The organism is Streptomyces sp. NBC_00440, assembly GCF_036014215.1.
GTDB lineage: Bacteria > Actinomycetota > Actinomycetes > Streptomycetales > Streptomycetaceae > Streptomyces.
In genome coordinates, this window is sequence record NZ_CP107921.1 from 1,319,578 (window position 1) to 1,341,107 (window position 21,530).

Here is a 21,530-nt window from a genome sequence, read left to right on the forward strand (position 1 = left end):
AGCACGTCATGCCCGTCACCACCACCGAGTACGACAACGGCGGCGACCTCGCCGGCTACACCGACTCCCTGATCGCCACGAAGGACTCCCGCGAGCCCGACTGGGACACCCTGGCGTTCCAGGCCAAGGCCGGTGACCAGTACCGGCGCGCGCAGATCCGCTACGTCGGCTCCGGCGCGACCGGCAACCACGACGGTGACAACCGGATCCTGCCGTCCGGCGGCTTCACCTTCTCCAACATGCTGCTGCCGCCGGGCGCCGAGGGCCCCGAGCACACCCACCACGACGTCGAGGAGGCCTTCTTCGTCCTGGAGGGCAAGGTGCGCGTCGGGATCCACCGCGGTGACAGCGAGGCGGAGTACCGCACGCTCGGCTACCGCGACATGATCGTGGTCCCGGCGGGCGTGGCGCGTTCGCTGAAGAACGAGGGCGACACCGACGCGCTGTTCTGCGTCGTCATCGGCACGCAGAAGCCGCAGGTCCCGACCTACCCCGAGCACTCGCCGATGCACGGCGTGACCCGCGACTGATGCGCACTGTCGTCATCACCGGCGCCGGCCGTGGCCTCGGACTGGCCATGGCCCGCCGGGCGGGCCAGGACGGCTTCCGCACCGTGGTCGCCGAACTGGACCGGGAACGCGGCGAATCGGCGGCCCGCGCGCTGCGCGACGAGGGCCTGGACGCCCACTTCGTCCAGTGCGACGTGGCGGACCCCGCATCGGTCGACGCCCTCGCGTCGGCCGTCGCCGGGCTCGGCCCGCTGCACGGTCTCGTCAACAACGCGGCGCTCGCCAACGGCGTGGGCGGCAAGGAGTTCCAGGACATCACCGTCGCGGAGTGGGACCGGCTGATGGCCGTCAACGCCCGCTCCCCCTGGCTGGTCTCCCGTGCGCTGCTGCCCCAGCTGCTGGCGCACGGCGACGGCGGTCGCATCGTCCATCTCGCGTCCGACGCCGCGCTGTACGGCTCCGTACGGCTCGCCCACTACGTCACGTCCAAGGGCGCCGTGATCGCGCTCACCCGGGCGATGGCCCGGGAACTCGGCGACCGGGGCATCACCGTGAACGCGGTGGCGCCCGGCATCACCGAGGGCGAGGCCACCGAGTCCGTACCGGCCGAGCGCCATGAGCTGTACCGCGCCAACCGGGCCATCTCACGCCCGCAGCGCCCCGACGACCTGCTGGGGCTCGTCTCGTACCTGCTGGGCGCCGAGTCCCGTTATCTCACCGGACAGGTGATCGCCGTCAACGGCGGCTTCACCATGAACTGACCATCGGAGCAACTGATATGGATCTGGGCCTCGCCGACCGCACCGTACTGGTGACCGGCGGCAGCTCGGGCGTCGGCCTGGCCACGGTCCGCGCCCTGCTCGACGAAGGCGCCAACGTCGCCACCTGCGGCCGCGACGCGGACCGGCTCGCCGCGGCCGCGGCCGGTCTCGGCGCGGGCGGCGACCGACTGCTCACCGGAGTCTGCGACGTCCGGGACGCCGGAGCGGTCCGCCGCTTCACCGAGCGCACGGCGGAGCACTTCGGCGCGCTGGACGGACTCGTCAACAACGCCGGCCAGTCGCGGATGAAGAACTTCGCCGAGAGCACGGCGGAGGACTGGCGGGACGAGCTGGAGCTGAAGTTCGCCGGCGTCCTCAACCCGCTGCACGCGGGGCTCGCCCTGCTGCGTGCCTCGCCGGTCGCCTCGGTCGTCAACATCAACGCGGTACTCGCCAAACAGCCCGAACCCCGGCTCATCACCACCAGCGCCGCCCGCGCCGGGATCCTCAACCTCTCCAAGTCCCTTTCGCAGGAGCTGGCCCCGGACGGCATCCGGGTCAACTCGGTCTGCCTGGGCCTGGTCGACACCGGGCAGTGGACCCGCCGCCACGCGGCGTCCGGCACCTCCCTGTCGTACGAGCGGTGGCAGGCGGAGCTGGCCGCCGACCGCGGGGTCTCGCTCGCCCGGCTCGGCCGCGCCGATGAGGTCGCCTACGCGGTGGTGTCCCTGCTCTCGCCCCGCGCCTCGTACATCACCGGCACCGGCATCGACGTCTGCGGCGGCGTCGGCCGCTCCATCCTCTGAGGAGACCACCATGCGTTACACCACCGGAGGCGATCTCCTCGTCGCCGTCCTGCGTGAACTCGGCATCGACACGGTCTTCGGCATCGTCAGCGTGCACAATCTGCCGCTGGTCGAGGCCGTCGACCGGGAGCTGCGCTTCGTGCCCGTGCGGCACGAGGCCACCGCCGTCAGCGCCGCCGACGCCTACGGCAGGGCGCGCGGCTCGATCGGCTGCGCGCTCACCTCCACGGGCACCGGGGCGGGCAACGCGGCCGGCTCGCTCATCGAGTCGCTCAGCTCGGGCACGGCGGTCCTGCACGTCACCGGGCAGATCGACAGCGCCTACCTGGGCAGCGGTCGCGGCTTCATCCATGAGACCAAGGACCAGCTCTCGATGCTGCGTGCGGTCTCCGCGTACGCCGCGACGGTCACATCGGCCGATGACGCGGGCCGGGTGCTGCGCGAGGCGGCCCGCGCCGCGCTCACCGCTCCGGGCGGGCCCGGCAGCGTCGAGTGGCCGGTGGATCTCCAGTACGCGGCGCAGACCGACACCGGCGCGGCGCCCGCCGACGACCCGCACCCGGTGCCCGAAGCGGCCGAACTCGCCGCCGCCGCCGCGCTGCTGGCGTCCGCACGGCGCCCGCTGATCTGGGCGGGCGGCGGGGCGACCGGGGCCGGACCGCAGCTCACGGCGCTGCTCGCGGCGACCGGCGCGGGCCTGCTGACGTCCAACTCGGGGCGGGGAGCGGTGCCGGAGGACCACCCGGCGGTCATCGGCAACTTCGCCACCACGCCCGCGGGGCGCGCCCTGCTCGCCGACGCGGACGTCCTGCTCACCGTCGGCACGCACTTCCGGTCCAACGAGACCGCCGACTACACCCTCGAACTGCCCACGGCCCATATCCAGCTGGATGTCGACCCGGCCGCACCGGGCCGCGTCTACCCGGCGCGCCATGCCCTGCACGGGCGCGCGGCCGACGTACTGGAGTCCCTGCTGCCGTACGCGCGCCGGGCGGAACCGGACTGGACGGCGCGGGTCACTGCCGTACGCGAGGAGGTACGGGCCCTGCTGCACGACTCCATCGGGCCGCAGGCGGCGGTCTGTGACGCGCTGCGGGCGGTGCTGCCCCGCGAGGCGGTCGTCGCCCGCGATGTCACCATCGCGTCCAGCAGCTGGGGCAACCGTCTGCTGGAGATGTACGACCCCCGGTCCAATGTGTTCCCGCGCGGCGGCGGCATCGGACAGGGCCTCGGCATGGGCATCGGGGCGGCGCTCGCCCGGCCGGACACCCCCACCGTGGTACTGGCCGGCGACGGCGGCCTCGCGGTCCACCTCGGCGAACTGCTCACCCTCGCCCAGGAGCGCCCGGCCCTGACCCTGATCGTGTTCAACGATGGCGGCTACGGCGTGCTCCGCAATATGCAGGACCGCTACAGCGAGCGGCGGTCCGGAGTCGATCTGGCCACCCCGGACTTCGAGCAGCTGGCCCGCGCCTGCGGCCTCCCGTACGCCCGCATAGCGGCCGCGGAGCACGCGCACCCGGTGCTCGAACACGCGGTGGCTTCCGGCGGCCCTGTGCTCGTCGAGGTCGACCTGGCCGAACTCGGCCCGATGAAGAACCCGTTCACCCCGCCCGTCACGATCCCCACGGCGTAGGGAGGCCACCATGGACGCGCCAAGCGAACCCCGGCTCGAACTTCTTGTCCGCACCATGACCCTGGAGGCCGACGGCGTCCTCTCGGTCGTTCTCGTCCACCCGGACGGCAAGCCGCTGCCGGCCTGGGAGCCCGGTGCCCATCTCGATCTGGAGATCGGCGGGCTGACCCGGCAGTACTCGCTCTGCGGGGACCCGCACGATCTGTCCGGATACCGCATCGGCGTGCTCGACGAGCCGTCGTCGCGCGGCGGTTCACGGTATGTGCACACCCGGCTGCGCCCCGGCCAGCGGGTCACCGCCGCCGGGCCGAGGAACCACTTCGCGCTGGACGGGGCGGAGCGCTACGTCTTCATCGCGGGCGGCATCGGCATCACCCCGATCCTGCCGATGGCCCGGGAGGCCGCGCGCAGGTTTGTTCCGTACACCCTGGTGCACGGCGGCCGGACGCGGGCGTCCATGGCGTTCGGCTCCGAACTGGCGGCGCTCGGCGGCGGGGACGTGCTCCGGCATCCGCAGGACGAGCTGGGACACATCGACCTGGCGTCGGCACTGGACGGCGTGGGTCCCGGCACGCTGGTGTACTGCTGCGGGCCGGAGCCACTGCTCAAGGCCGTGGAGGCGGTCTGCCCGGCCGGGCTGCTGCGGGTGGAGCGGTTCGCCGCACCGGCCGTCGAGCCGGCCGGGGACGACACGGCCTTCGACGTGGAGTGCCGGGCCTCCGGCGTCACCGTCGCGGTCGGCAGCGGTACCACCGTACTGGCGGCCGTCGAGGCCGCGGGCATTCCCGTCGGCAGCTCCTGCCGGGACGGCATCTGCGGGACCTGCGAGACCCGGGTGCTCGAAGGCACCCCGGACCACCGGGACTTCGTCCTCAGCGAGACCGAGCACGCGTCGAACGCGACCATGATGATCTGCGTGTCGCGCTGCGCCTCGGGACCTCTCGTACTCGACCTCTGACGACCCCTGTCACGGCGGAGGCCGTGCAACCCCGAACCCCTCCTGGAGGCACTGTGACCACCGACTGGCCCTACCTGGACGTACATCAGTCACGCACCCATGAGCCCACCCCCTACGAGTACCGGCTGGCCTCGGCGCTCGAAGAGGTCTTCACCCACGAGGGCCATGAACTGGCCGACGTCGTACGGGGGCTCAACGCCCGCCAGGTGCACTCCCCCGACGGCGCCCCGTGGACCGAGCGGTCCTTCCGCGACGAGATCAACCGACTGGGAGCGTGACATGACCACTCTGACCGCCGACCACATCTACGCCACCGGCCTGCGCAACCAGTGGCACCCCGTCGTGCCCTCCCGCTTCGTCGCACCGGGCGCGATGCGCAAGGTCACCGTGCTCGGTGAGCAGTGGCTGCTGTTCCGCCGCTCCGACTCGACACTGAGCATGCTCGCGGACCGCTGTCCGCACCGGGGCGCGCCGCTCTCGCTGGGCAAGCACCTGGGCGACCGGGTGGCCTGCTGGTACCACGGCCTGGAGATCGAGACCGACGGCACGGTCTCCTCCGTGCCGGGGCTGCCCGGCTGCAATCTGGAGGGCAAGAAACTCGTCAGGAGCCTGCCGGTGCGCGAGGTGGGCGGCGCGGTGCTCGCGTACTTCGGCGACGACGAGCACCCCGAACCGGCGCCGCTGACGCTGCCGGAGCCCCTCACCGACCCGGGCACCGACTCGTTCCTCTGCTACGCGGAGTGGAACGGCCCCTGGCGGTACGCGGTGGAGAACCTGCTCGACCCGATGCACGGCGCGTTCCTGCACCACGAGTCGCACACGATGTTCGACGGCGACACCACGGCCAAGTTCCGGATCCGGGAGACGGACCGCGGCTACTTCTTCGAGAAGACCGACCAGCGCGGTGTCAACTTCGACTGGGTCGAGCTGTGCAGGACCGGGGTCGACTGGGTCGACCTGTCGATCCCCTACCCGCCGTCGGCGGGCCCCGGCGGCCCGTTCGGCATCGTCGGGATGGTCTGCCCGGTGGACGAGAACCGTACGGGTGTCTTCTTCTGGCGCTACCGCAAGGTCGAGGGCTGGCAGCGGGACAGCTGGCGCTTCCTGTACCGGACGCTGATCGAGAAGCGCCACTGGGAGGTGCTCGAACAGGACCGGGTGATGCTGGAGGCCATGCCGGCCGACGCCGACCAGCGGGAGAACCTGTACCAGCACGACCTGGGCGTGGTCCGGCTGCGCCGGATGTACCGGGCGGAGGCCGAGGCGCAGGGCGCACCGCGGTGATCACCCGCCGCTGGCTGGGCGTCCTGAGTCTCCTGGTCATCGTGCTGATCTCGTACATCGACCGGGTCAATGTGTCGGTGCTGATCACCGACCGGGCCTTCACCGGTCACTTCGGGATCACCGGCGACCGGGTGGCGCAGGGCGCCCTGATGACAGCCTTCCTCGTGGGGTACGGGCTGGCCGCGTTCTTCCTCACCCCGCTGTACGAGTCCCTGCTGGGTGTGCGCCGCGGCCTCCTGCTGAGCGTCGCCCTCTGGTCGGTGCTCACCCTGGTCTCGCCGTACGCACTGGGCGCGGTCGTGCTGGTCGTGCTGCGGGCGTTCCTCGGCATGGCGGAGGGACCGCTGTTCTCGCTCAAGACGATGTATGTGAGTGAGCACTTCACGCCCGGCGCGGTGGGCAAGCCCAACGCGGTGACCTCGATGGGGGTCTCGCTGGGGACCGCGGTGGGGCTGCCGCTGATCACGTATCTCGTCAACCGCTTCGACTGGCACAGCTCGTTCCTGCTGCTCGCCGCCCTGAACGCCGTGGTGGGGCTGCCGCTGATCGCGCTGTTCGTCCGGGGACGGGGCACCCGGCGGACGACGGGGACGACGGGGCGGCGGTCCTTCGGAGCGACGCTCCGACAGGCCCTGCGCACACCGCGGCTCGGGGGCATCCTGCTGATAGAGATCGCCACGCTCGCGTATCTCTGGGGCAGCAGCGCCTGGCTGCCGTCGTACCTGCTCCAGGAGCGCCACTTCTCGCTGGCCGCGATGGGGGCGGTGGCGGCCCTGCCGTTCCTGCTGAGCCTCGCCTCCGGCTTTCTGGGCGGCTGGCTGCTGGACCGGCTGCCCCCGCGCCGTCTCCCGCTGCTGTTCGTCGTCGGCAGTATCGGGACCGGGGGCTGCGTCCTGCTGGTCATCGGGGCGGACTCCGCCTGGCTCGCCGCCACCGGGCTGGTGCTCGCCAACGGCTTCTGGGGGCTACAGGGTCCGGCGATCCCGACGCTGGTGCAGCAGGCCGCGCCGGCCGGCGCCGTCGGCAGCGCCTACGGGGTCGTGAACGGGATCGGCAATCTCGTCTCGGCGTTCATGCCGATGGCGATGGGCGCCGTGATGGGGCTGCTCGGCGGCCGGGGATTCGCTGCCGGCTACGCGCTGCTGGCCGCCACCCAGGCGGTGACGCTGGTGTGCGGCACCTGGCTGCTGCTCCGGCCGGTCCCTCAGCCCGACGCGGAGTCCGGTGCCGCCTCGTCGACGTCCGATTCGGTGATGGACCGCTCCAGCCTGGACAGCAACCGTGCCAGCTGACGGCACTCCGCGGGAGTGAGGCCGCCGAGCATCCGGCGTTCGTTGTCGAGATGCTCGGCGAACACCTCGTCCACCTTGGCGAGCCCGGCGTCGGTGAGGCGCGAGTAGACGACGCGGCGGTCCTCGGCGTCGCGCTCCCGGACGATCAGACCGTCCTTCTCCAGCCGGTCGATCCGCAGCGTCACCCCGGCCGACGACACCAGACCCGAGTCGGCGAGCTGGCCCGCCGTCAGCCGGTAGGGCGCACCGGCCCTGCGCAGCGCGGTCAGTACGTCGAAGCCCGCCACCGAGAGCCCGTGCCGGTCGATCGCGGTGGTGAGCCTGGTGCTGTACCGGAGAAAGGTGCGGTGCAGTCTCGCGAGGACCTCCAGGGGCGCGGTGTCCAGCTCGGGACGCTCCCTCGCCCAGTCCCCCACAATGGACGCGACAGCATCCTGATGTGCCCCCGCCGCCTTCTTCCCGGCCATGCGCCGCAGCCTCCCTGTCGCTCTCACAACGCCGTACAAGGTTGAAATCTTAGCCCTGAAATATGTCGGCTCGCACAGGTGTTGCACACTCCGGTCCTGCGGGTTACCCGGACCCGCGTGCGCGAGCGGCCCCGGAGGAGCCATAATCAGCAGATACATCGGATGTCTGTTGAGGCGAGGTTCCCATGGCTGTGACCGACGAGGCCATCGAGAAGATCAAGGAAATGATCGTCTCGGGCGCACTGCGGCCAGGCGACCGGCTGCCCAAGGAGAGCGAACTCGCCGCGGATCTCGGCCTTTCGCGCAACTCGCTGCGCGAGGCGGTGCGCGCGCTCTCGCTGATCCGCATCCTCGACGTGCGGCAGGGCGACGGCACGTACGTCACCAGTCTCGATCCCCAGCTGCTCCTCGAAGCGATGAGCTTCGTCGTGGACTTCCACCGGGACGACACCGTGCTGGAGTTCCTGGCCGTACGCCGCATCCTGGAGCCTGCCGCGACGGCGATGGCCGCGCACCGGATCAGCGAGGAGGAGCTGGAGGCGCTCAGCGCCCAGCTGGACGCGCTCGGCCCGCAGCCCTCCGTGGAGGAACTGGTCGCCGGCGACCTGGAGTTCCACCGGGGCATCGTGCAGAGCTCGGGGAACTCGGTGCTCTGCTCGCTGCTCGACAGCCTCTCCGGGCCCACCACCCGCGCCCGGGTGTGGCGGGGACTGACCCAGGAGGACGCGGTGAGCCGTACGCTCCACGAGCACCGCGCCATCCTGACGGCGCTCAGGGACCGGGACGCCGAAGCGGCCCGGTCCTGGGCCACGGTGCACATCGCCAGCGTCGAGCAGTGGCTGCGCTCGACCCTGTGAGTACGGGGGCCCCCGGGGCCGGGCCGCGATGGCCAGGCCCCGGGGGCCCCGTACTGCGAGTGCGTCCCGGTGGCGCGCCCTGGGTGTACGTCCCGGGGCGGGCCGGGGTGGCGCCTCCGTCAGTCCTGCTCCTCACCGCTCGCGAAGCGGGAGGCGATCAGCGCGATGATGATGATCGCGCCGTTGAGGAACGTCTCCCACTGGCCGGGCACCCCGGCGAGCGTCATCACATTGACCACCAGCTGGAGGGCGAGCACACCGGTGAGCGCGCCGAAGATGGTGCCCCGGCCGCCCTTCAGCCCGATGCCGCCGATGACCGCGGCCGCCATGACCTGGAAGATCATGTCCTTGCCCTGGGCCGCGCCGACCGAACCGTAGTGGCCGGTGTAGAGGATTCCGGCGAAGGCCGCGAGCAGCCCGCCGATCGCCAGCACGATCCAGGTGACCCGGTCCACCCGGATACCGGCCGCGCGGGCCGCCTCCGGGTTGCCGCCGATGGCGTACAGCGACCGGCCGTGCCGGGTCCACGCCAGCGCGGCCCCGCCGATGGCGAACAGCGCCAGGCAGATCCAGACCGCGGCGGGGGCGCCGAGCCAGGAGGCCCTGCCCAGGTAGCTGAACGAGGCCGGGACATCGATGATCGACTTGCCCTCGGTGATCCCGATGTGCAGCCCGCGGAGCATCATCAGCATGCCCAGCGTCGCGATGAAGCCGTTGACGCGCAGCTTGAGCATCAGGAAGCCGTTGAACGCGCCGATCGCGAGACCCGCGAGCAGGCAGAGCGGGATCGCCGTCCAGGCGGGCAGCAGCCCCAGACCGGTGAACCGGTCGCCCGACGAGGGCAGCACCAGCCACAGCGCGATGACCGGCGCGATACCGATCGTCGACTCCAGTGACAGGTCCATCCGCCCGCAGATCAGGATGAAGGCCTGGGCCAGCACCAGCAGGCTGAGTTCGGAGGACTGCTGGATGACGTTGATCAGGTTCTGGGACGTCAGGAACACCGGTGAGACGATGAATCCGATCACCATCAGCACCAGGATCACCGGCACGAGCGAGAAATCGCTCCAGCGGACCAGGGCCAGCCTGGCGCGTACCGGGCTCACCTGGCCCTTGGTCTCCTCGGCCGCTGCCGGCCGGATCGTGTCGGTCATGCCCGTTCCCCCACACCTTCCATGGCGGCGACCAGTTCCCCGTCCGTCCACCCACTGTCGTATTCGGCGACCACCCGCCCGTGGAAGAGCGCGACCACCCGGTCGCACACCCGCAGGTCGTCGAGTTCGTCGGAGATGATCACGGCGGCGTTGCCCTCGTCGGCGACCCGCCGCACCACGCCCAGGAGCGAGTCCTTGGACTTGATGTCCACGCCGGCCGTCGGCCGTACGGCCACCAGCGTGCTGGGGTTACGGGCCAGCGCGCGGGCCACCACCACCTTCTGCTGGTTGCCGCCGGAGAGCCCGGAGACCTTCTGGTCGGGCCCGGTGGTCTTGATGTCCAGCGAGGAGATCATCGTCCTCGCGAACTCCCGGGTACGGGAGGGGAGTACGGTCCCCCACGGCCCCAGCTGGTCGGCGACCGTCAGGGTGGCGTTCTCCGCCACGCTGCGCTCCAGGACCAGACCCTGGCGGTGCCGGTCCTCCGGGATGTAGCCGATCCCCGCGTTCAGGGCGTGCGGCACGCTGCCCGGTCTGACCTCGCGGCCCCGGACCGAGACCCGCCCGGAGGTCGCCCTGCGCATACCGACGAGCGTCTCCCCCAGCGCGGTGTTGCCACTGGCCGCGGCGCCCGCGATACCCAGCACCTCACCGGGGTGCACCTCGATGTCCAGCGGCTCGAACTCGCCGTCGACAGCGAGCCCTTCGGTGCGCAGGACGGGCTCCTCCGTCCCGGTCGCGGCCGTCGGCCCGGCACCGGAGGCCGCGTGCCAGGCCACCGGGCCCGTCACGGACTCACCGGTCATGGCGGCGACCAGATCGGCCTTGCCCAGCTCGGCGACGGGCGCCGTCAGGACGTGCCGGGCGTCGCGGTAGACCGTGACCGCGGTGCACAGCTCGTACACCTCCTGGAGGTGGTGCGAGATGAAGAGGAACGCCACCCCCTGGCTCTGGAGGTCCCTGAGCTTGGTGAACAGGCTCTGGATCCCCCGTGCGTCGAGCTGAGCGGTGGGTTCGTCGAGGATGATCAGCCGGGCCCCGAAGGACAGCGCGCGGGCGATCTCCACGAACTGCACCTGTTCGACGGAGAGGTCCTTCGCGCGGGTGCTGGGGTCGATGTTCACCCCGTACTCGGCGAGCAGCGCCGCGGCCCGCTTGCGCAGCCCGGACCAGCTGATCCAGCGGCCGCCCCGCGCACCGCGGTCGATGCCGAAGTTGTTCAGGAAGAGGTTCTCGGCCACGGTGAGATCGGGGACGGCCATGGACTTCTGGTAGACACAGGCGACCTTCGACTGCCAGGCCATGGTGTCGCCGAAGGCGGGCGCGGGCTCACCGCTGAAGGTGACCGTCCCCGCGTCCGGCTTGTGGAGTCCGGTGATGACGCTGACGAGGGTGGACTTTCCGGCGCCGTTGCGCCCGACCAGGGCGTGCGACTCACCGGGCTGGACTGTCAGGCGGACATCGTCGAGTGCGACGGTGGGACCGAAGCGCTTGACGATGCCCTGCGCATGAACCGCGGGTGCATCGGGCATCGTCAGTTCTTCTTCCCCAGCTGATTGGCCCACAGCTTCGGGTCGTTCACATTGGCCTTGGTCACGAGCGGCGCGGGGAGCTGGTCCTCGTAGCCGTTCGGGATCTTGATGATGTGGGAGTCGTGGTCGGTCGGGCCCACCTTGAACTTCTTGCCGTCGACGGCCGCCTTGGCGTAGTACAGCGCGTACTTGGCGTAGAGGTCGGCGGGCTGGGAGATGGTCGCGTCGATCTTCCCGGCCTTGATCGCGTCGAACTCCTCCGGGATGCCGTCGTTGGAGATGATCGTGATGTGGCCCTTGGTGCCGGCCGGCTTCAGCAGCTTCTTCTGCTCCAGGAGCGCGAGCGTGGGCTGCAGGAAGACACCGCCCGCCTGCATGTAGATCCCGTTGATGTCGGGGTTGGCGGCCAGCGTGGACTGGAGCTTGGCCGATGCGACATCGCCCTTCCAGTCGGTGGCCAGCTCGAAGACCTTGATCTTGGGGAAGTTCTTGGTCATGCAGGACTTGAAGGCGACGGAGCGGTCCCGGCCGTTGATCGACGACAGGTCGCCCTGGAACTCGACGACCTTGCCCTTGCCCTTCAGCTGCTTGCCGAGGTACTTGCAGGCGTTCTCGCCGTACGCGCGGTTGTCTGCGCGGACCACCATGTAGACGTCGCCCTTGTCGGGGCGGGTGTCGACACTGATGACGGGAATCTTCTTCTTGTTGAGGTTCTGCAGCGTCGAGGCGATGGCCCCGGTGTCCTGCGGCGCCATCACGACGGCCTTGGCGCCCTGGTCGCTGAACGTCTGGACGTTGGCGACGAGCTTGCCGATGTCGTTCTGCGAGTTGGTCAGCGGGAGCGCCTTGACCTCACCGGCCGCGACGCCCTTCTTGATGTACTGCTGGTAGGAGTTCCAGAAGTCGCTGTCGCTGCGCGGCAGATCGATGCCGACCTTCTTGTCCTCCGAACCGCTGCCGGAGTCGCGGTTGCAGCCCGCGAGGGCGGTCACGGCCAGCAGTACGGCGCAGGCCGCCGCACTCGTTGTACGCACTCTCATTGGTGTCCCGTCCTTGATAGTGGCGCTTGATGCTCTGTCGGCCGTGCGGCCCGGTGTGCACAGTGCGTGTGTTCAGTGCGTGTGTTCAGTGCGTTCGCTTCTGCTCAGTCGGCGGCGGGGCGCAGGCGCAGTCCCTGCATTCCGCCGTCGACCGCGAGTGCCGTCCCGGTGACGGCCGCCGCCGCGGGGCTCGCGAGGTAGAGGACGGCCGCCGCCACCTCTTCGGCGGTGACCAGCCGGCCGGTGGGCTGGCGGGCGTTGAGCGCCGCGCGCTCGGCGGCCGGGTCGTCGGCCTGGCCGAGCAGCCGCCCGACCCACGGGGTGTCCGCGGTACCGGGGTTGACGCAGTTGACCCGGATGCCCTCCCGTACGTGGTCGGCCGCCATGGCCAGGGTCAGCGAGAGGACCGCGCCCTTGCTGGCGCTGTAGAGGGCGCGCTGCGGCAGGCCGGCGGTCGCGGCGATCGAGCAGGTGTGGGTGACGGAGACGCAGCCGGGCCGCTCGGCGGCCGAACGGCGCAGGTGCGGCAGCGCGTGGCGGGCGGTGCGGACCATACCGAGGACGTTGATGTCCAGGACCCGCTGCCACTCGTCGTCGGGGTTGTCGGCGACCGTGCCGACGGCGCCGATGCCCGCGTTGGACACCACCGTGTGCAGTGCGCCGAACTCGGCCGCCGCGGCGTCGACCGCCTCCCGTACCGCGCCGTCGTCGGTGACGTCCGCCTTGAGCGCGAGGGTGCCGTCCGGCGCTCCCTCGGTCTCGCGGTCGAGTACGGCGACCCGGGCGCCCCGGGCGAGCAGCTCGGTGGCGATGGCGGCTCCGATGCCGGAAGCTCCGCCGGTGACCAGGGCGCCGAGCCCTTCGAAGTCGCGTGCAGTGGTCACGAGTTGACCTCCTCGGTGGTGCGGCGGGCCTGCCAGACGGGCCCGTCGGGGTAGCGGTGTGCGGCGAGGGAAGCGGGGTGCATACGGGCGGAGAAGCCCGGGGCGCGGGGCGCCAGATAGCGTCCGCCCTCGATCACCGCGGGGTCGGTGAAGTGTTCGTGCAGATGGTCCACGTACTCGATGACGCGGTCGTCCTGGCTGCCCGACACGGCGACGAAGTCGAACATCGCCAGGTGCTGGACCAGCTCGCACAGTCCGACGCCGCCCGCGTGCGGGCAGACCGGGACGCCGAACTTGGCCGCGAGCAGCAGGATCGCGAGGTTCTCGTTGACTCCGGCGACCCGGGCCGCGTCGATCTGTACGAAGTCGACGGCGCCGGCCTGGAGCAGCTGCTTGAAGACGACCCGGTTGGCGACGTGCTCACCGGTGGCGACCTTCACGGGCTGCCCGGATCTGACCGCCGCGTGGCCCAGGATGTCGTCGGGGCTGGTCGGCTCCTCGATCCAGTGCGGGTCGTACGGCGCGAGCGCGTCCATCCACCGCAGCGCGTCCGCGACGTCCCAGCGCTGGTTGGCGTCCACGGCGACCCGGATGCCGGGGCCGACGGCCGCGCGGGCCAGCTTCATCCTGCGGACGTCGTCGTCCAGGTCGGCGCCGACCTTCAGCTTGATCTGTCCGAAGCCGGCGTCGACCGCCTCCTGGGCGAGCCGCACCAGCTTCTCGTCGGAGTACCCGAGCCAGCCGGGCGACGTGGTGTACGCGGGGTAGCCGTCGGCGCACAGCAGGGCGGCCCGTTCGGCGCGGCCGGGTTCGGCGGCGCGCAGGATGGCGAGGGCCTCGTCGGGGGTGAGGGCGTCGGTCAGATAGCGGAAGTCGACCAGCGAGACGAGCTCCTCCGGTGTCATCCCGGCCAGGAACTCCCAGACCGGCTTGCCGGCGACGGTGGCCGCCAGGTCCCAGGCGGCGTTGATGACCGCGCCCGCCGCCATGTGCATCACCCCCTTCTCGGGGCCGAGCCAGCGCAGCTGCGAGTCGTGGGTGAGATCGTGGTGCAGCTCCGCGAGCCCGGCGGCGGTGAGCGGCGCGGGCCGCCCCTCCACGTAGGGCCGCAGCGCTTCGATGGCGGCGGCGATGACGTCGTTGCCGCGCCCGATGGTGAAACAGAAGCCATGTCCCGCGACACCGCCCGGCAGATCGGTGCTGAGCACCACATAGGCCGCCGAGTAGTCGGGGTCCGGGTTCATGGCGTCCGAGCCGTCGAGCTGTTCCGAGGTGGGGAATCGGATGTCGTGGACCTCGAACCCCGTGACGGTCGGACTCATCCACACTCCCTTGGTAAGAACGTTGGTAAGAACCGTTAAGAACATCGGACCTTTAATTTGTCATCCGATGTATAGCCCCGTACATGCCGCAGCGTCCAGAGGTGGGACGAAATTTGACCGGTACAGCTCGGATGAATCGGTTCGATATGGGCAGACTGCCGGAACGGCTCGTCCAGTTGCCGGGACGTACAACCCGGTGCACGCCGGGACGTACGCCGGGTTGTACGGGGGCGTGCGCAAGGGCTGCGTCCGGGCACCCGGGAAGCCGTAAGGTTGGTCCGTAAGAGAAGAACTTCGGAGGGAGGCACTGGGTGATCGAGCTCGAGGGGGTTCCCGAGCTGATCGACCCGGTCATGGTGGCCGCGTTCGAGGGCTGGAACGACGCCGGCGACGCAGCCTCCACCGCGGTCGCCCATCTGGACCGGGAGTGGAAGGGCGAGGTGTTCGCGGCGCTCGACGCCGAGGACTACTACGACTTCCAGGTCAACCGGCCCACGGTGTGGCTGGACGGCGGGGTACGCAAGGTCACTTGGCCGACGACCCGGCTCTCCGTGATCCGGGTGACCGGCGACAAGCCGCGCGACCTGGTGCTGGTCCGGGGGATCGAACCGTCCATGCGCTGGCGCTCGTTCTGCAACGAGATCCTGGGCTTCGCCCATGAACTGGGCGTCGAGATGGTGGTGATCCTGGGCGCGCTGCTCGGCGACACCCCGCACACCAGGCCGGTGCCGGTCAGCGGAGTCACGTCGGACGCGGATCTGGCCAGGACGATGGACCTGGAGGAGACGCGGTACGAGGGTCCGACCGGCATCGTCGGCATCCTCCAGGAGGCGTGCACCCACGCCGGTGTGCCCGCGGTGAGCCTCTGGGCCGCCGTTCCGCACTACGTGTCGCAGCCGCCCAACCCGAAGGCGACGCTCGCTCTGCTGAACCGGCTGGAAGACCTGATCGACCTGCGGATCCCGCTGGGCGAACTGCCCGAGGACGCACGGGCCTGGCAGGTCGGCGTGGACCAACTGGCCGCGGAGGACAGCGAGGTGGCGGAGTACGTCCAGACGCTGGAGGAGGCACGCGACACCGCGGAGCTCCCCGAGGCGTCCGGCGAGGCCATCGCCCGGGAGTTCGAGCGGTATCTGCGCCGCCGTGACGGCGGTCCAGGACCGGGCCAGGCCGGCGGCGGACACGCCACGGACGGCGGCGAGGGCAGCAACTACCGGCGGGACAGCTCCGGCCCCGGCAACCGCTCCCGGCCCCCGAAGCCGCAGCGGCCCGACCCGGGGAGCAACAAGCCGACGGACGACGAGAACGGCCCGGAGGACTCCTCCGAGGACTGATGAGGGCGGCGGCCCCTCCGGGGGCAGACCGTAATCCCGGTCCTGCGGAACGGAATCGCCCCCGGGCTCCTGTGGAGTCCGGGGGCGACGGGGAAAGAGCGGGGCGTCCTTACAGGGCCACTCCGAGCAGGGCGTCGGCGGCGCGCGACACCAGGCCAGGCGCACCCTCGTCAGTACCGCCGCCGGACTGCTGAAGAGCCGCCCAGCGGTCCACGGCGCGCAGCGCGGCGGGCGCGTCGAGGTCGTCGGCGAGCGCCTGCCTGATCTCCTCGATCAGGGCGTCGGCGGACGGTCCGTCGGGCCGGGAGACAGCGGCGCGCCAGCGGCCGAGCCGCTCCACGGCGTCCTGGAGGGTCTGGTCCGTCCACTCCCAGTCCGAGCGGTAGTGGTGGGCCAGCAGGGCGAGCCGGATCGCGGCCGGGTCCACGCCTTCGTGGCGCAGCTTCGACACGAAGACCAGATTGCCCTTGGACTTGGACATCTTCTCGCCGCCCAGACCGACCATGCCGGCGTGCACATAGGCCTGGGCGAACGGGTGCTCGCCGGTCAGCACCTGAGCGTGCGAAGCGCCCATCTCGTGGTGCGGGAAGGCGAGGTCGGAACCGCCGCCCTGGACGTCGAAGCCCATCCCGAGGTGGTCGAGGGCGATGGCCACGCACTCGATGTGCCAGCCGGGCCTGCCGGGGCCCAGGGAGGCGCCGTCCCAGCTCGGCTCGCCCTCACGGGCACCCAGCCAGAGCATCGGGTCCAGCGGGTTCTTCTTGCCGGGCCGCTCGGGGTCGCCGCCGCGCTCGGCCGAGAGCAGCCGCATCGCCTCCGCGTCCAGGTTCGACACCTCACCGAAGTGCGGGTCGCTCTCCACGGAGAAGTAGATGTCGCCTTCGAGTTCGTAGGCTGCCCCGCAGTCACGCAGCCGCTCGACGAGCGGCACGATGCCGGGTATGGCCTCGACCGCTCCGATGAAGTGCTGCGGCGGGAGCATCCGCAGCGCGGTCATGTCCTCGCGGAAGAGTGCCGTCTCGCGCTCCGCGAGCTCGGTCCAGTCCTCGCCGTCGCGTACGGCCCGCTCCAGCAGCGGATCGTCCACGTCGGTCACGTTCTGGACGTAGTGGACCTGCCGCTTGGTGTCGAGCCACACGCGCTGAACGAGGTCGAACGCGTTGTAGGTCGCCGCATGACCGATGTGCGTCGCGTCGTACGGCGTGATGCCGCAGACGTAGATGCGGGCGACGGGGCCGGGGTCGAGGGTTACTCGTCCGCCGGTCGCGGTGGAGTGGATCTGGAGGTCGGCGCCCTTGCCGGGCAGGGCGGGAACCTCAGAAGCGGGCCAGGCATACATGTACACGAGCGTAACCGGACGTCAGTTCCGACAACGAACCGGAGTGCCGACGTTGGCCGAATCGGCACCCTTGCGCGAGTGGGGTGCGTACGTGATACAGGCCCGCGTGATCCGGAGCTGCGTGACGCGGTGCCGGGGCCGGAACCGTACGCCCTACACAGGCGGCCAGGGGATCGCCGGCCAGTCACCGCTGGGTACGGGGTGCAGGCCGGCCTCCCGGAGCGCCCCCACGCGCCCTCGCAGCGCTTCCAGCTCCGTCCCGGTGATGAGCCCCGCCAGCCGCTCCGCGAGCCCGGTACCGGGCGCCAGCTCCACCGCGAGCTTGTCCAGTACCCCGGCCGTCTCGGGCGTCAGCGGCTCGCCCGCCCAGCCCCACAGCAGCGTCCGCAGTTTGCCGTCGGCGTTGAAGGTGACTCCGTGGTCGATGCCGTAGAGCCGCCCCTCGTCGGTCGGCAGCAGATGACCGCCCTTGCGGTCGCCGTTGTTGATCACCGCGTCGAGCACCGAGAGCCGCCGCAGCCGCTCGTCGTCCGCGTGCACCAGCAGCGCCGTCCTGCCCTCGCCCACTTCGGCGAAGCCGATGGCCTTCCAGCCCTCGGCGGGCTCGTCCTCCTCGACGAGACCCAGCAGCGACGGCTCGGCGGCGGACTCGATCCACAGCTGGCACATGCCCTCGCCGTACGGCCCGTCACGCAGCACCGTCGGCGGGACGAATCCCCACCCCGTCGCCTCGGAGACCTCGTACGCCGCCACCTCGCGCTGGGCGAGCGTCCCGTCGGGGAAGTCCCACAGCGGCCGTTCACCGGCCACCGGTTTGTACACACAGGCCGCTTCCCGGCCCTCGTACGCGACCGAGCAGTAGAGCACCGCGTTGGATGCCTCGCGCACCCGTCCGCGTACCGTCAGCTCCCCCTCCAGGAGGAGCCGGGTGGCCGTCACGCCCCCCTGCGGTATCCGTTCTGGCGCGGGCATACGTGTCCCTCCGGGTCGAGCGGCAGGCTGCACAGGGGGCACGGCGGCCGTCCCGCGTTCACGACGTCGAGCGCGCGCTTGGCGAAGGCCCTGGCCTGCGCGCCGGTCAGCCGCACGCGGAGCATCGGCGGGCCGTTCTCGTCGTCCTGGAGGAGCCGTTCCTCGGCTTCCGCGAGGTCTTCGTCGGTGTCCGCGTCCAGCTCGACGAGGGCCTGAGCCTCGATGATCATGCGCTGTTCGTCGCCGTCCCAGGCCAGCGCCATCGTGCCGACGCGGAACTCCTCCTCGACCGGGGCGTCCAGCGGGGCGGTGTCCCCGGCGTCGGACGGGGCGACCGCGGGCACCGGGGAGTTGCCCCCGGTCCTGCGCACCACTTCGTCGAGCAGTTCGTCGATACGCTCGGCGAGCGCTGCCACCTGGGTCTTCTCCAGCGCGACGCTGGTGGTGCGGGGCCCGGACGACGCCTGAAGGAAGAACGTACGGCGCCCAGGCAGCCCGACCGTACCGGCAACGAAGCGGTCCGGCGGGTCGTAGAAGTACACCTGACGGGACACGTCCTGATCTCCATGGGGGTTCGGCTGCGGGGTGGTCCGGTTTACGGCCCGCCCACCCTACTGCGCGGAGCGATCACGGCGCGCCCGCGCCACCACCGACAGCCGCGTCCGATCCCGGGGCGCTCTCGCGCGGCGCCAGCGAGCCGAACTCCCCGGTGTCGCCGAGCCGCAGGACGAAGGGCCGCACCGCGGTGTAGCGGATGGCCGTGAGGGAACACGGGTCGACGTGGATCCGCTGGAAGAGGTCGAGGTGCATACCGAGTGCATCGGCGATCACCGACTTGATGATGTCGCCGTGCGAACACATCGCGTACACCGCGTCCTCGCCGTGATCGGCGTCGATCCGGGCGTTCCAGTCCCGGACGGCGTCGACGGCCCGCGCCTGCATCGCGCGCATCGACTCGCCGCCGGGGAACGCTGCGGCCGACGGGTGCTGCTGCACGGTCCTCATCAGCGGTTCGTCGCCGAGTTCGGCGAGTTTGCGCCCCGACCAGTCGCCGTAGTCGCACTCGCTGATGCGGTCCTCGGTGTGCAGCGTCAGCTCCGGCCTGGCGGCCAGCAGCGGCGCGACGGTCTCGCGGCAGCGCTGCAGCGGGCTGGTGACGACGGCGGCGAGCGGCAGCCCGGCCAGCCGGTCCGGCAGCCCGGCCGCCTGGGCGACACCCCGCTCGTCGAGGGAGACGCCCGGCGTCCGGCCCGCGAGCACTCCGGAGGTGTTGGCGGTGGAGCGTCCGTGCCGTACAAGAATCAGCGTGGCCATGGCGGCCAGCCTAGGGCCTTCCGTCCGGATCGGGCCGGGCCCACCGGGTCCGGCCCGATCCGGACGGTGGACCACGGGGCCCGCCGGGCGGCCTGCGGCGCCCGGTGCGGCCCGGATGCGGCCCCCCGGGCGTGCACGGGCGGCCCGGTCAGGGAAGAATGCGCGCCGTGATTGTCGATTGCGCCATCTACCGGGACGGACGCCGCATAGAGGGGCCGCCGGACCTCTCCGACGCCCTCGCCGAAGCACGCGCGGACGGGAACGCCTTTCTCTGGGTCGGGCTGCACGAGCCGACGCAGGAGGAATTCGACCTGGTCAGCAGCGAGTTCAAGCTGCACCAGCTGGCGGTGGAGGATGCCCTGCGGGCCCACCAGCGGCCCAAGCTGGAGGTCTACGACGAGACGCTCTTCATGGTGCTGAAGCCGGTGATGTACGACGCCGACAGCGACACCGTGACCACCGACGAGCTGATGCTCTTCCTCGGCGACTCGTTCGTGGTGACGGTGCGGCACGGTGCGGGTGCCCCGCTCGCCGCCGTGCGCAAACGCCTTGAGCAGGAGCACGAGGTGCTCAAGCACGGCCCCACGGCCATCATGTACGCGGTGAGCGACACCGTCGTCGACCACTACATCGACGTGGCCGCGGAGCTCCAGACCGACCTGGAGGAGCTGGAGGCCGAGGTCTTCGCCCCCAACGGCGGCGATTCGAAGAACATCGCGTCGCGGATCTACACCTTCAAGCGGCAGGTGCTCGAATTCCGCCGTGCCAGCGGGCCGCTGGCGGCCCCCATGACCCGGCTGGCGGGGGCCGGGGTGCCGTTCGTGCACGAACACTCGCAGCCGTTCTTCCGGGATGTGGGCGACCATCTGACCCGCGCCAACGAGCAGGTGGAGGGGCTGGACCGGCTGCTGTCCGACATCCTCTCCGCGCATCTGGCGCAGATGGGCGTCCGGCAGAACGACGACATGCGCAAGATCTCGGCCTGGGCGGCGATGGCTGCGGTGCCGACCATGGTCGCCGGTATCTACGGCATGAACTTCCAGCACATGCCGGAACTGAAGTGGACCTGGGCCTATCCGGCGGTGATCGCGCTGATGGCCGCGGTCGTCTTCGCCCTGCACCGGCAGTTCAAACGGCGCGGCTGGCTCTGAGACGGGACGGCCGGGGGCCGCTTGCCCGGCGGGCCCGGCGGCCGCCGCACGGGGGCGGGTACGGGTTCAGGCGAACTCCGCCGTGTGGGGTGCGGCCGGCCCGCCGAGCGCGTCGCGCCGCTCGGGCATGGCCAGGCTCACCGACCGGCGCCAGCCGCCCGCCCGCTCGTACCCGTACAGCCCCTTAACGCCCGCGGCCAGCACCGCCGACTTGGCCCTCGGCCAGCCGAGGATGGCGCCCATCCGCTCCATCACCGCGAGACCCACCTCCCGGTAGACGCGGATCTCCTCCAGCGCGCTCTCCCGCAGGACGGAGTGGATGGTGCGGGCGTGGCCCTGCGCGGCCAGGCGCAGCAGTTCCTCGTGGCAGTAGGCGAGGTGGTTGTCCTCGTCCCGGCAGATCATGCGCACGGCCCGGCCGATGTCGGGCTGGTCGCCGAGGTACCGCACCAGGGTGTTCATCTGCTCGGAAGCGCGCTGTTCGGTGACCCTGCTGTGCGCGAGGTAGACGACGATCTCCCGTTCGGTCAGCCGCTCGGTGCCGCGCAGCCTGCGGTGGCTCAGGCCGATGCCCCGGCGTTCGAGCAGCATCGTGTAGTCGGTCTCCGCGGGGATCTCCACGGGGTCGAGCCCGCGCTTCTTGAGCAGGGCGCGGAAGATCCGGCCGTGCTTGTCCTCGTCGGCACCGTGCCGGGCGATCTTCGGGGCGAGGGCGCTCATGCTCTCGGGGGCGAGCGCGGAGATCCGGCCGTTCTCCCAGCCGCCCTGGGACTCCCCGCCGGCCGCGATGGAGCAGAACAGCCGGAAGGCGTCGTCGCTGTCGACGATCTCCTGGAAAATGCTCCGCGCCGAAAGCATCACTGCCACCTCCATGCCGATATCTGACGGTATGAGTCAAATGCGATATCGGTTGACCGG

Annotated in this window: 22 protein-coding genes; 11 read left to right on the forward strand and 11 right to left on the reverse strand. The window is 71.0% G+C overall.

Annotation, left to right across the window (positions count from 1 at the left end; genetic code table 11):
* The first annotated feature begins 8 nt into the window (after window positions 1-8).
* From OHB13_RS05910 to OHB13_RS05945, 8 genes are read left to right on the forward strand one after another with little or no spacing between them, the layout of a single operon-like run.
* Window positions 9-530, forward strand: a complete 522-nt coding sequence (locus OHB13_RS05910) for a cupin domain-containing protein (RefSeq protein ID WP_328380221.1) — start codon at window positions 9-11, stop codon at window positions 528-530.
* Window positions 530-1,270 carry an SDR family oxidoreductase gene (locus OHB13_RS05915; protein ID WP_266858658.1) on the forward strand — a complete coding sequence of 247 codons (741 nt, stop codon included), beginning with the start codon at window positions 530-532 and terminating at the stop codon, window positions 1,268-1,270. The genes OHB13_RS05910 and OHB13_RS05915 overlap by 1 nt, the downstream gene beginning before the upstream one ends.
* Window positions 1,271-1,287: 17 nt before the next feature.
* On the forward strand, window positions 1,288-2,076 hold the full coding sequence (locus OHB13_RS05920) for an SDR family oxidoreductase (protein ID WP_328376086.1): 789 nt from the start codon (window positions 1,288-1,290) through the stop codon (window positions 2,074-2,076).
* A gap of 10 nt (window positions 2,077-2,086) precedes the next feature.
* On the forward strand, window positions 2,087-3,712 hold the full coding sequence (locus OHB13_RS05925; RefSeq protein ID WP_328376088.1) for a thiamine pyrophosphate-binding protein: 1,626 nt from the start codon (window positions 2,087-2,089) through the stop codon (window positions 3,710-3,712).
* Window positions 3,713-3,722: 10 nt separating this feature from the next.
* Window positions 3,723-4,670, forward strand: a complete 948-nt coding sequence (locus OHB13_RS05930; RefSeq protein WP_328376090.1) for a PDR/VanB family oxidoreductase — start codon at window positions 3,723-3,725, stop codon at window positions 4,668-4,670.
* Between the two features lie 53 nt (window positions 4,671-4,723).
* The gene (locus tag OHB13_RS05935) at window positions 4,724-4,948 is read left to right on the forward strand and encodes a recombinase-like helix-turn-helix domain-containing protein (protein ID WP_328376092.1); all 225 of its coding nucleotides are present in this window, start codon (window positions 4,724-4,726) and stop codon (window positions 4,946-4,948) included.
* A 1-nt stretch (window position 4,949) separates the two neighbouring features.
* Entirely contained in the window at window positions 4,950-5,954 is a 1,005-nt protein-coding gene (locus OHB13_RS05940; protein WP_328376094.1) for an aromatic ring-hydroxylating dioxygenase subunit alpha, read from the forward strand.
* Complete coding sequence (locus tag OHB13_RS05945) at window positions 5,951-7,246, forward strand: MFS transporter (protein WP_266858648.1); 1,296 nt, start codon at window positions 5,951-5,953, stop codon at window positions 7,244-7,246. The genes OHB13_RS05940 and OHB13_RS05945 overlap by 4 nt, the downstream gene beginning before the upstream one ends.
* On the opposite strand, the gene OHB13_RS05950 is transcribed toward OHB13_RS05945, so the two are convergent.
* Window positions 7,159-7,713 (reverse strand): MarR family winged helix-turn-helix transcriptional regulator, encoded by a 555-nt coding sequence (locus tag OHB13_RS05950; protein ID WP_266858646.1) that lies wholly within the window; start codon window positions 7,711-7,713, stop codon window positions 7,159-7,161. The genes OHB13_RS05945 and OHB13_RS05950 overlap by 88 nt on opposite strands.
* A 185-nt stretch (window positions 7,714-7,898) precedes the next feature.
* Here OHB13_RS05950 and OHB13_RS05955 point away from each other — a divergent pair, with 185 nt between their 5' ends.
* Complete coding sequence (locus OHB13_RS05955) at window positions 7,899-8,570, forward strand: FadR/GntR family transcriptional regulator (RefSeq protein ID WP_266858645.1); 672 nt, start codon at window positions 7,899-7,901, stop codon at window positions 8,568-8,570.
* A gap of 119 nt (window positions 8,571-8,689) precedes the next feature.
* Here the strand turns inward: OHB13_RS05955 and OHB13_RS05960 are convergent, their stop codons facing one another.
* From OHB13_RS05960 to OHB13_RS05980, 5 genes are all read right to left on the reverse strand, one after another.
* Window positions 8,690-9,724 carry an ABC transporter permease gene (locus OHB13_RS05960; protein ID WP_328376097.1) on the reverse strand — a complete coding sequence of 345 codons (1,035 nt, stop codon included), beginning with the start codon at window positions 9,722-9,724 and terminating at the stop codon, window positions 8,690-8,692.
* Window positions 9,721-11,256 (reverse strand): sugar ABC transporter ATP-binding protein, encoded by a 1,536-nt coding sequence (locus OHB13_RS05965; RefSeq protein WP_328376099.1) that lies wholly within the window; start codon window positions 11,254-11,256, stop codon window positions 9,721-9,723. The genes OHB13_RS05960 and OHB13_RS05965 overlap by 4 nt, the downstream gene beginning before the upstream one ends.
* A 2-nt stretch (window positions 11,257-11,258) precedes the next feature.
* Complete coding sequence (locus tag OHB13_RS05970) at window positions 11,259-12,296, reverse strand: sugar ABC transporter substrate-binding protein (RefSeq protein ID WP_266858639.1); 1,038 nt, start codon at window positions 12,294-12,296, stop codon at window positions 11,259-11,261.
* Between the two features lie 104 nt (window positions 12,297-12,400).
* The gene (locus OHB13_RS05975) at window positions 12,401-13,180 is read right to left on the reverse strand and encodes an SDR family NAD(P)-dependent oxidoreductase (RefSeq protein WP_266858637.1); all 780 of its coding nucleotides are present in this window, start codon (window positions 13,178-13,180) and stop codon (window positions 12,401-12,403) included.
* The gene (locus OHB13_RS05980) at window positions 13,177-14,502 is read right to left on the reverse strand and encodes an enolase C-terminal domain-like protein (protein ID WP_328376102.1); all 1,326 of its coding nucleotides are present in this window, start codon (window positions 14,500-14,502) and stop codon (window positions 13,177-13,179) included. Before OHB13_RS05980 ends, OHB13_RS05975 begins: the two co-directional genes overlap by 4 nt.
* A gap of 311 nt (window positions 14,503-14,813) precedes the next feature.
* Here OHB13_RS05980 and OHB13_RS05985 point away from each other — a divergent pair, with 311 nt between their 5' ends.
* The gene (locus OHB13_RS05985; protein WP_328376104.1) at window positions 14,814-15,836 is read left to right on the forward strand and encodes a PAC2 family protein; all 1,023 of its coding nucleotides are present in this window, start codon (window positions 14,814-14,816) and stop codon (window positions 15,834-15,836) included.
* 109 nt (window positions 15,837-15,945) lie between these two features.
* On the opposite strand, the gene mshC is transcribed toward OHB13_RS05985, so the two are convergent.
* From mshC to OHB13_RS06005, 4 genes are all read right to left on the reverse strand, one after another.
* On the reverse strand, window positions 15,946-17,175 hold the full coding sequence (mshC, locus tag OHB13_RS05990; protein WP_266858632.1) for a cysteine--1-D-myo-inosityl 2-amino-2-deoxy-alpha-D-glucopyranoside ligase: 1,230 nt from the start codon (window positions 17,173-17,175) through the stop codon (window positions 15,946-15,948).
* Window positions 17,176-17,328: 153 nt separating this feature from the next.
* Window positions 17,329-18,147 (reverse strand): SCO1664 family protein, encoded by an 819-nt coding sequence (locus OHB13_RS05995; protein WP_266858630.1) that lies wholly within the window; start codon window positions 18,145-18,147, stop codon window positions 17,329-17,331.
* The gene (locus tag OHB13_RS06000) at window positions 18,111-18,701 is read right to left on the reverse strand and encodes a DUF3090 domain-containing protein (RefSeq protein ID WP_266858628.1); all 591 of its coding nucleotides are present in this window, start codon (window positions 18,699-18,701) and stop codon (window positions 18,111-18,113) included. Before OHB13_RS06000 ends, OHB13_RS05995 begins: the two co-directional genes overlap by 37 nt.
* Window positions 18,702-18,774: 73 nt before the next feature.
* The gene (locus OHB13_RS06005) at window positions 18,775-19,461 is read right to left on the reverse strand and encodes a histidine phosphatase family protein (RefSeq protein ID WP_266858626.1); all 687 of its coding nucleotides are present in this window, start codon (window positions 19,459-19,461) and stop codon (window positions 18,775-18,777) included.
* Window positions 19,462-19,619: 158 nt separating this feature from the next.
* On the opposite strand from OHB13_RS06005, the gene corA reads away from it, so the two are divergent.
* Window positions 19,620-20,612, forward strand: a complete 993-nt coding sequence (gene corA, locus OHB13_RS06010; RefSeq protein ID WP_266858624.1) for a magnesium/cobalt transporter CorA — start codon at window positions 19,620-19,622, stop codon at window positions 20,610-20,612.
* Between the two features lie 66 nt (window positions 20,613-20,678).
* On the opposite strand, the gene OHB13_RS06015 is transcribed toward corA, so the two are convergent.
* Complete coding sequence (locus tag OHB13_RS06015) at window positions 20,679-21,470, reverse strand: ferritin-like domain-containing protein (protein ID WP_328380222.1); 792 nt, start codon at window positions 21,468-21,470, stop codon at window positions 20,679-20,681.
* Window positions 21,471-21,530 lie beyond the last annotated feature (60 nt).

Coding starts and splice junctions, on each gene's coding strand:
- OHB13_RS05910 (WP_328380221.1), top strand. CDS start 9: ATGCCCGTCACCACCACCGAGTACGACAACGGCGGCGACCTCGCCGGC.
- OHB13_RS05915 (WP_266858658.1), top strand. CDS start 530: ATGCGCACTGTCGTCATCACCGGCGCCGGCCGTGGCCTCGGACTGGCC.
- OHB13_RS05920 (WP_328376086.1), top strand. CDS start 1,288: ATGGATCTGGGCCTCGCCGACCGCACCGTACTGGTGACCGGCGGCAGC.
- OHB13_RS05925 (WP_328376088.1), top strand. CDS start 2,087: ATGCGTTACACCACCGGAGGCGATCTCCTCGTCGCCGTCCTGCGTGAA.
- OHB13_RS05930 (WP_328376090.1), top strand. CDS start 3,723: ATGGACGCGCCAAGCGAACCCCGGCTCGAACTTCTTGTCCGCACCATG.
- OHB13_RS05940 (WP_328376094.1), top strand. CDS start 4,950: ATGACCACTCTGACCGCCGACCACATCTACGCCACCGGCCTGCGCAAC.
- OHB13_RS05950 (WP_266858646.1), bottom strand. CDS start 7,713: ATGGCCGGGAAGAAGGCGGCGGGGGCACATCAGGATGCTGTCGCGTCC.
- OHB13_RS05955 (WP_266858645.1), top strand. CDS start 7,899: ATGGCTGTGACCGACGAGGCCATCGAGAAGATCAAGGAAATGATCGTC.
- OHB13_RS05960 (WP_328376097.1), bottom strand. CDS start 9,724: ATGACCGACACGATCCGGCCGGCAGCGGCCGAGGAGACCAAGGGCCAG.
- OHB13_RS05965 (WP_328376099.1), bottom strand. CDS start 11,256: ATGCCCGATGCACCCGCGGTTCATGCGCAGGGCATCGTCAAGCGCTTC.
- OHB13_RS05970 (WP_266858639.1), bottom strand. CDS start 12,296: ATGAGAGTGCGTACAACGAGTGCGGCGGCCTGCGCCGTACTGCTGGCC.
- OHB13_RS05980 (WP_328376102.1), bottom strand. CDS start 14,502: ATGAGTCCGACCGTCACGGGGTTCGAGGTCCACGACATCCGATTCCCC.
- mshC (WP_266858632.1), bottom strand. CDS start 17,175: ATGTATGCCTGGCCCGCTTCTGAGGTTCCCGCCCTGCCCGGCAAGGGC.
- OHB13_RS05995 (WP_266858630.1), bottom strand. CDS start 18,147: ATGCCCGCGCCAGAACGGATACCGCAGGGGGGCGTGACGGCCACCCGG.
- OHB13_RS06005 (WP_266858626.1), bottom strand. CDS start 19,461: ATGGCCACGCTGATTCTTGTACGGCACGGACGCTCCACCGCCAACACC.
- corA (WP_266858624.1), top strand. CDS start 19,620: ATGCGCGCCGTGATTGTCGATTGCGCCATCTACCGGGACGGACGCCGC.
- OHB13_RS06015 (WP_328380222.1), bottom strand. CDS start 21,470: ATGCTTTCGGCGCGGAGCATTTTCCAGGAGATCGTCGACAGCGACGAC.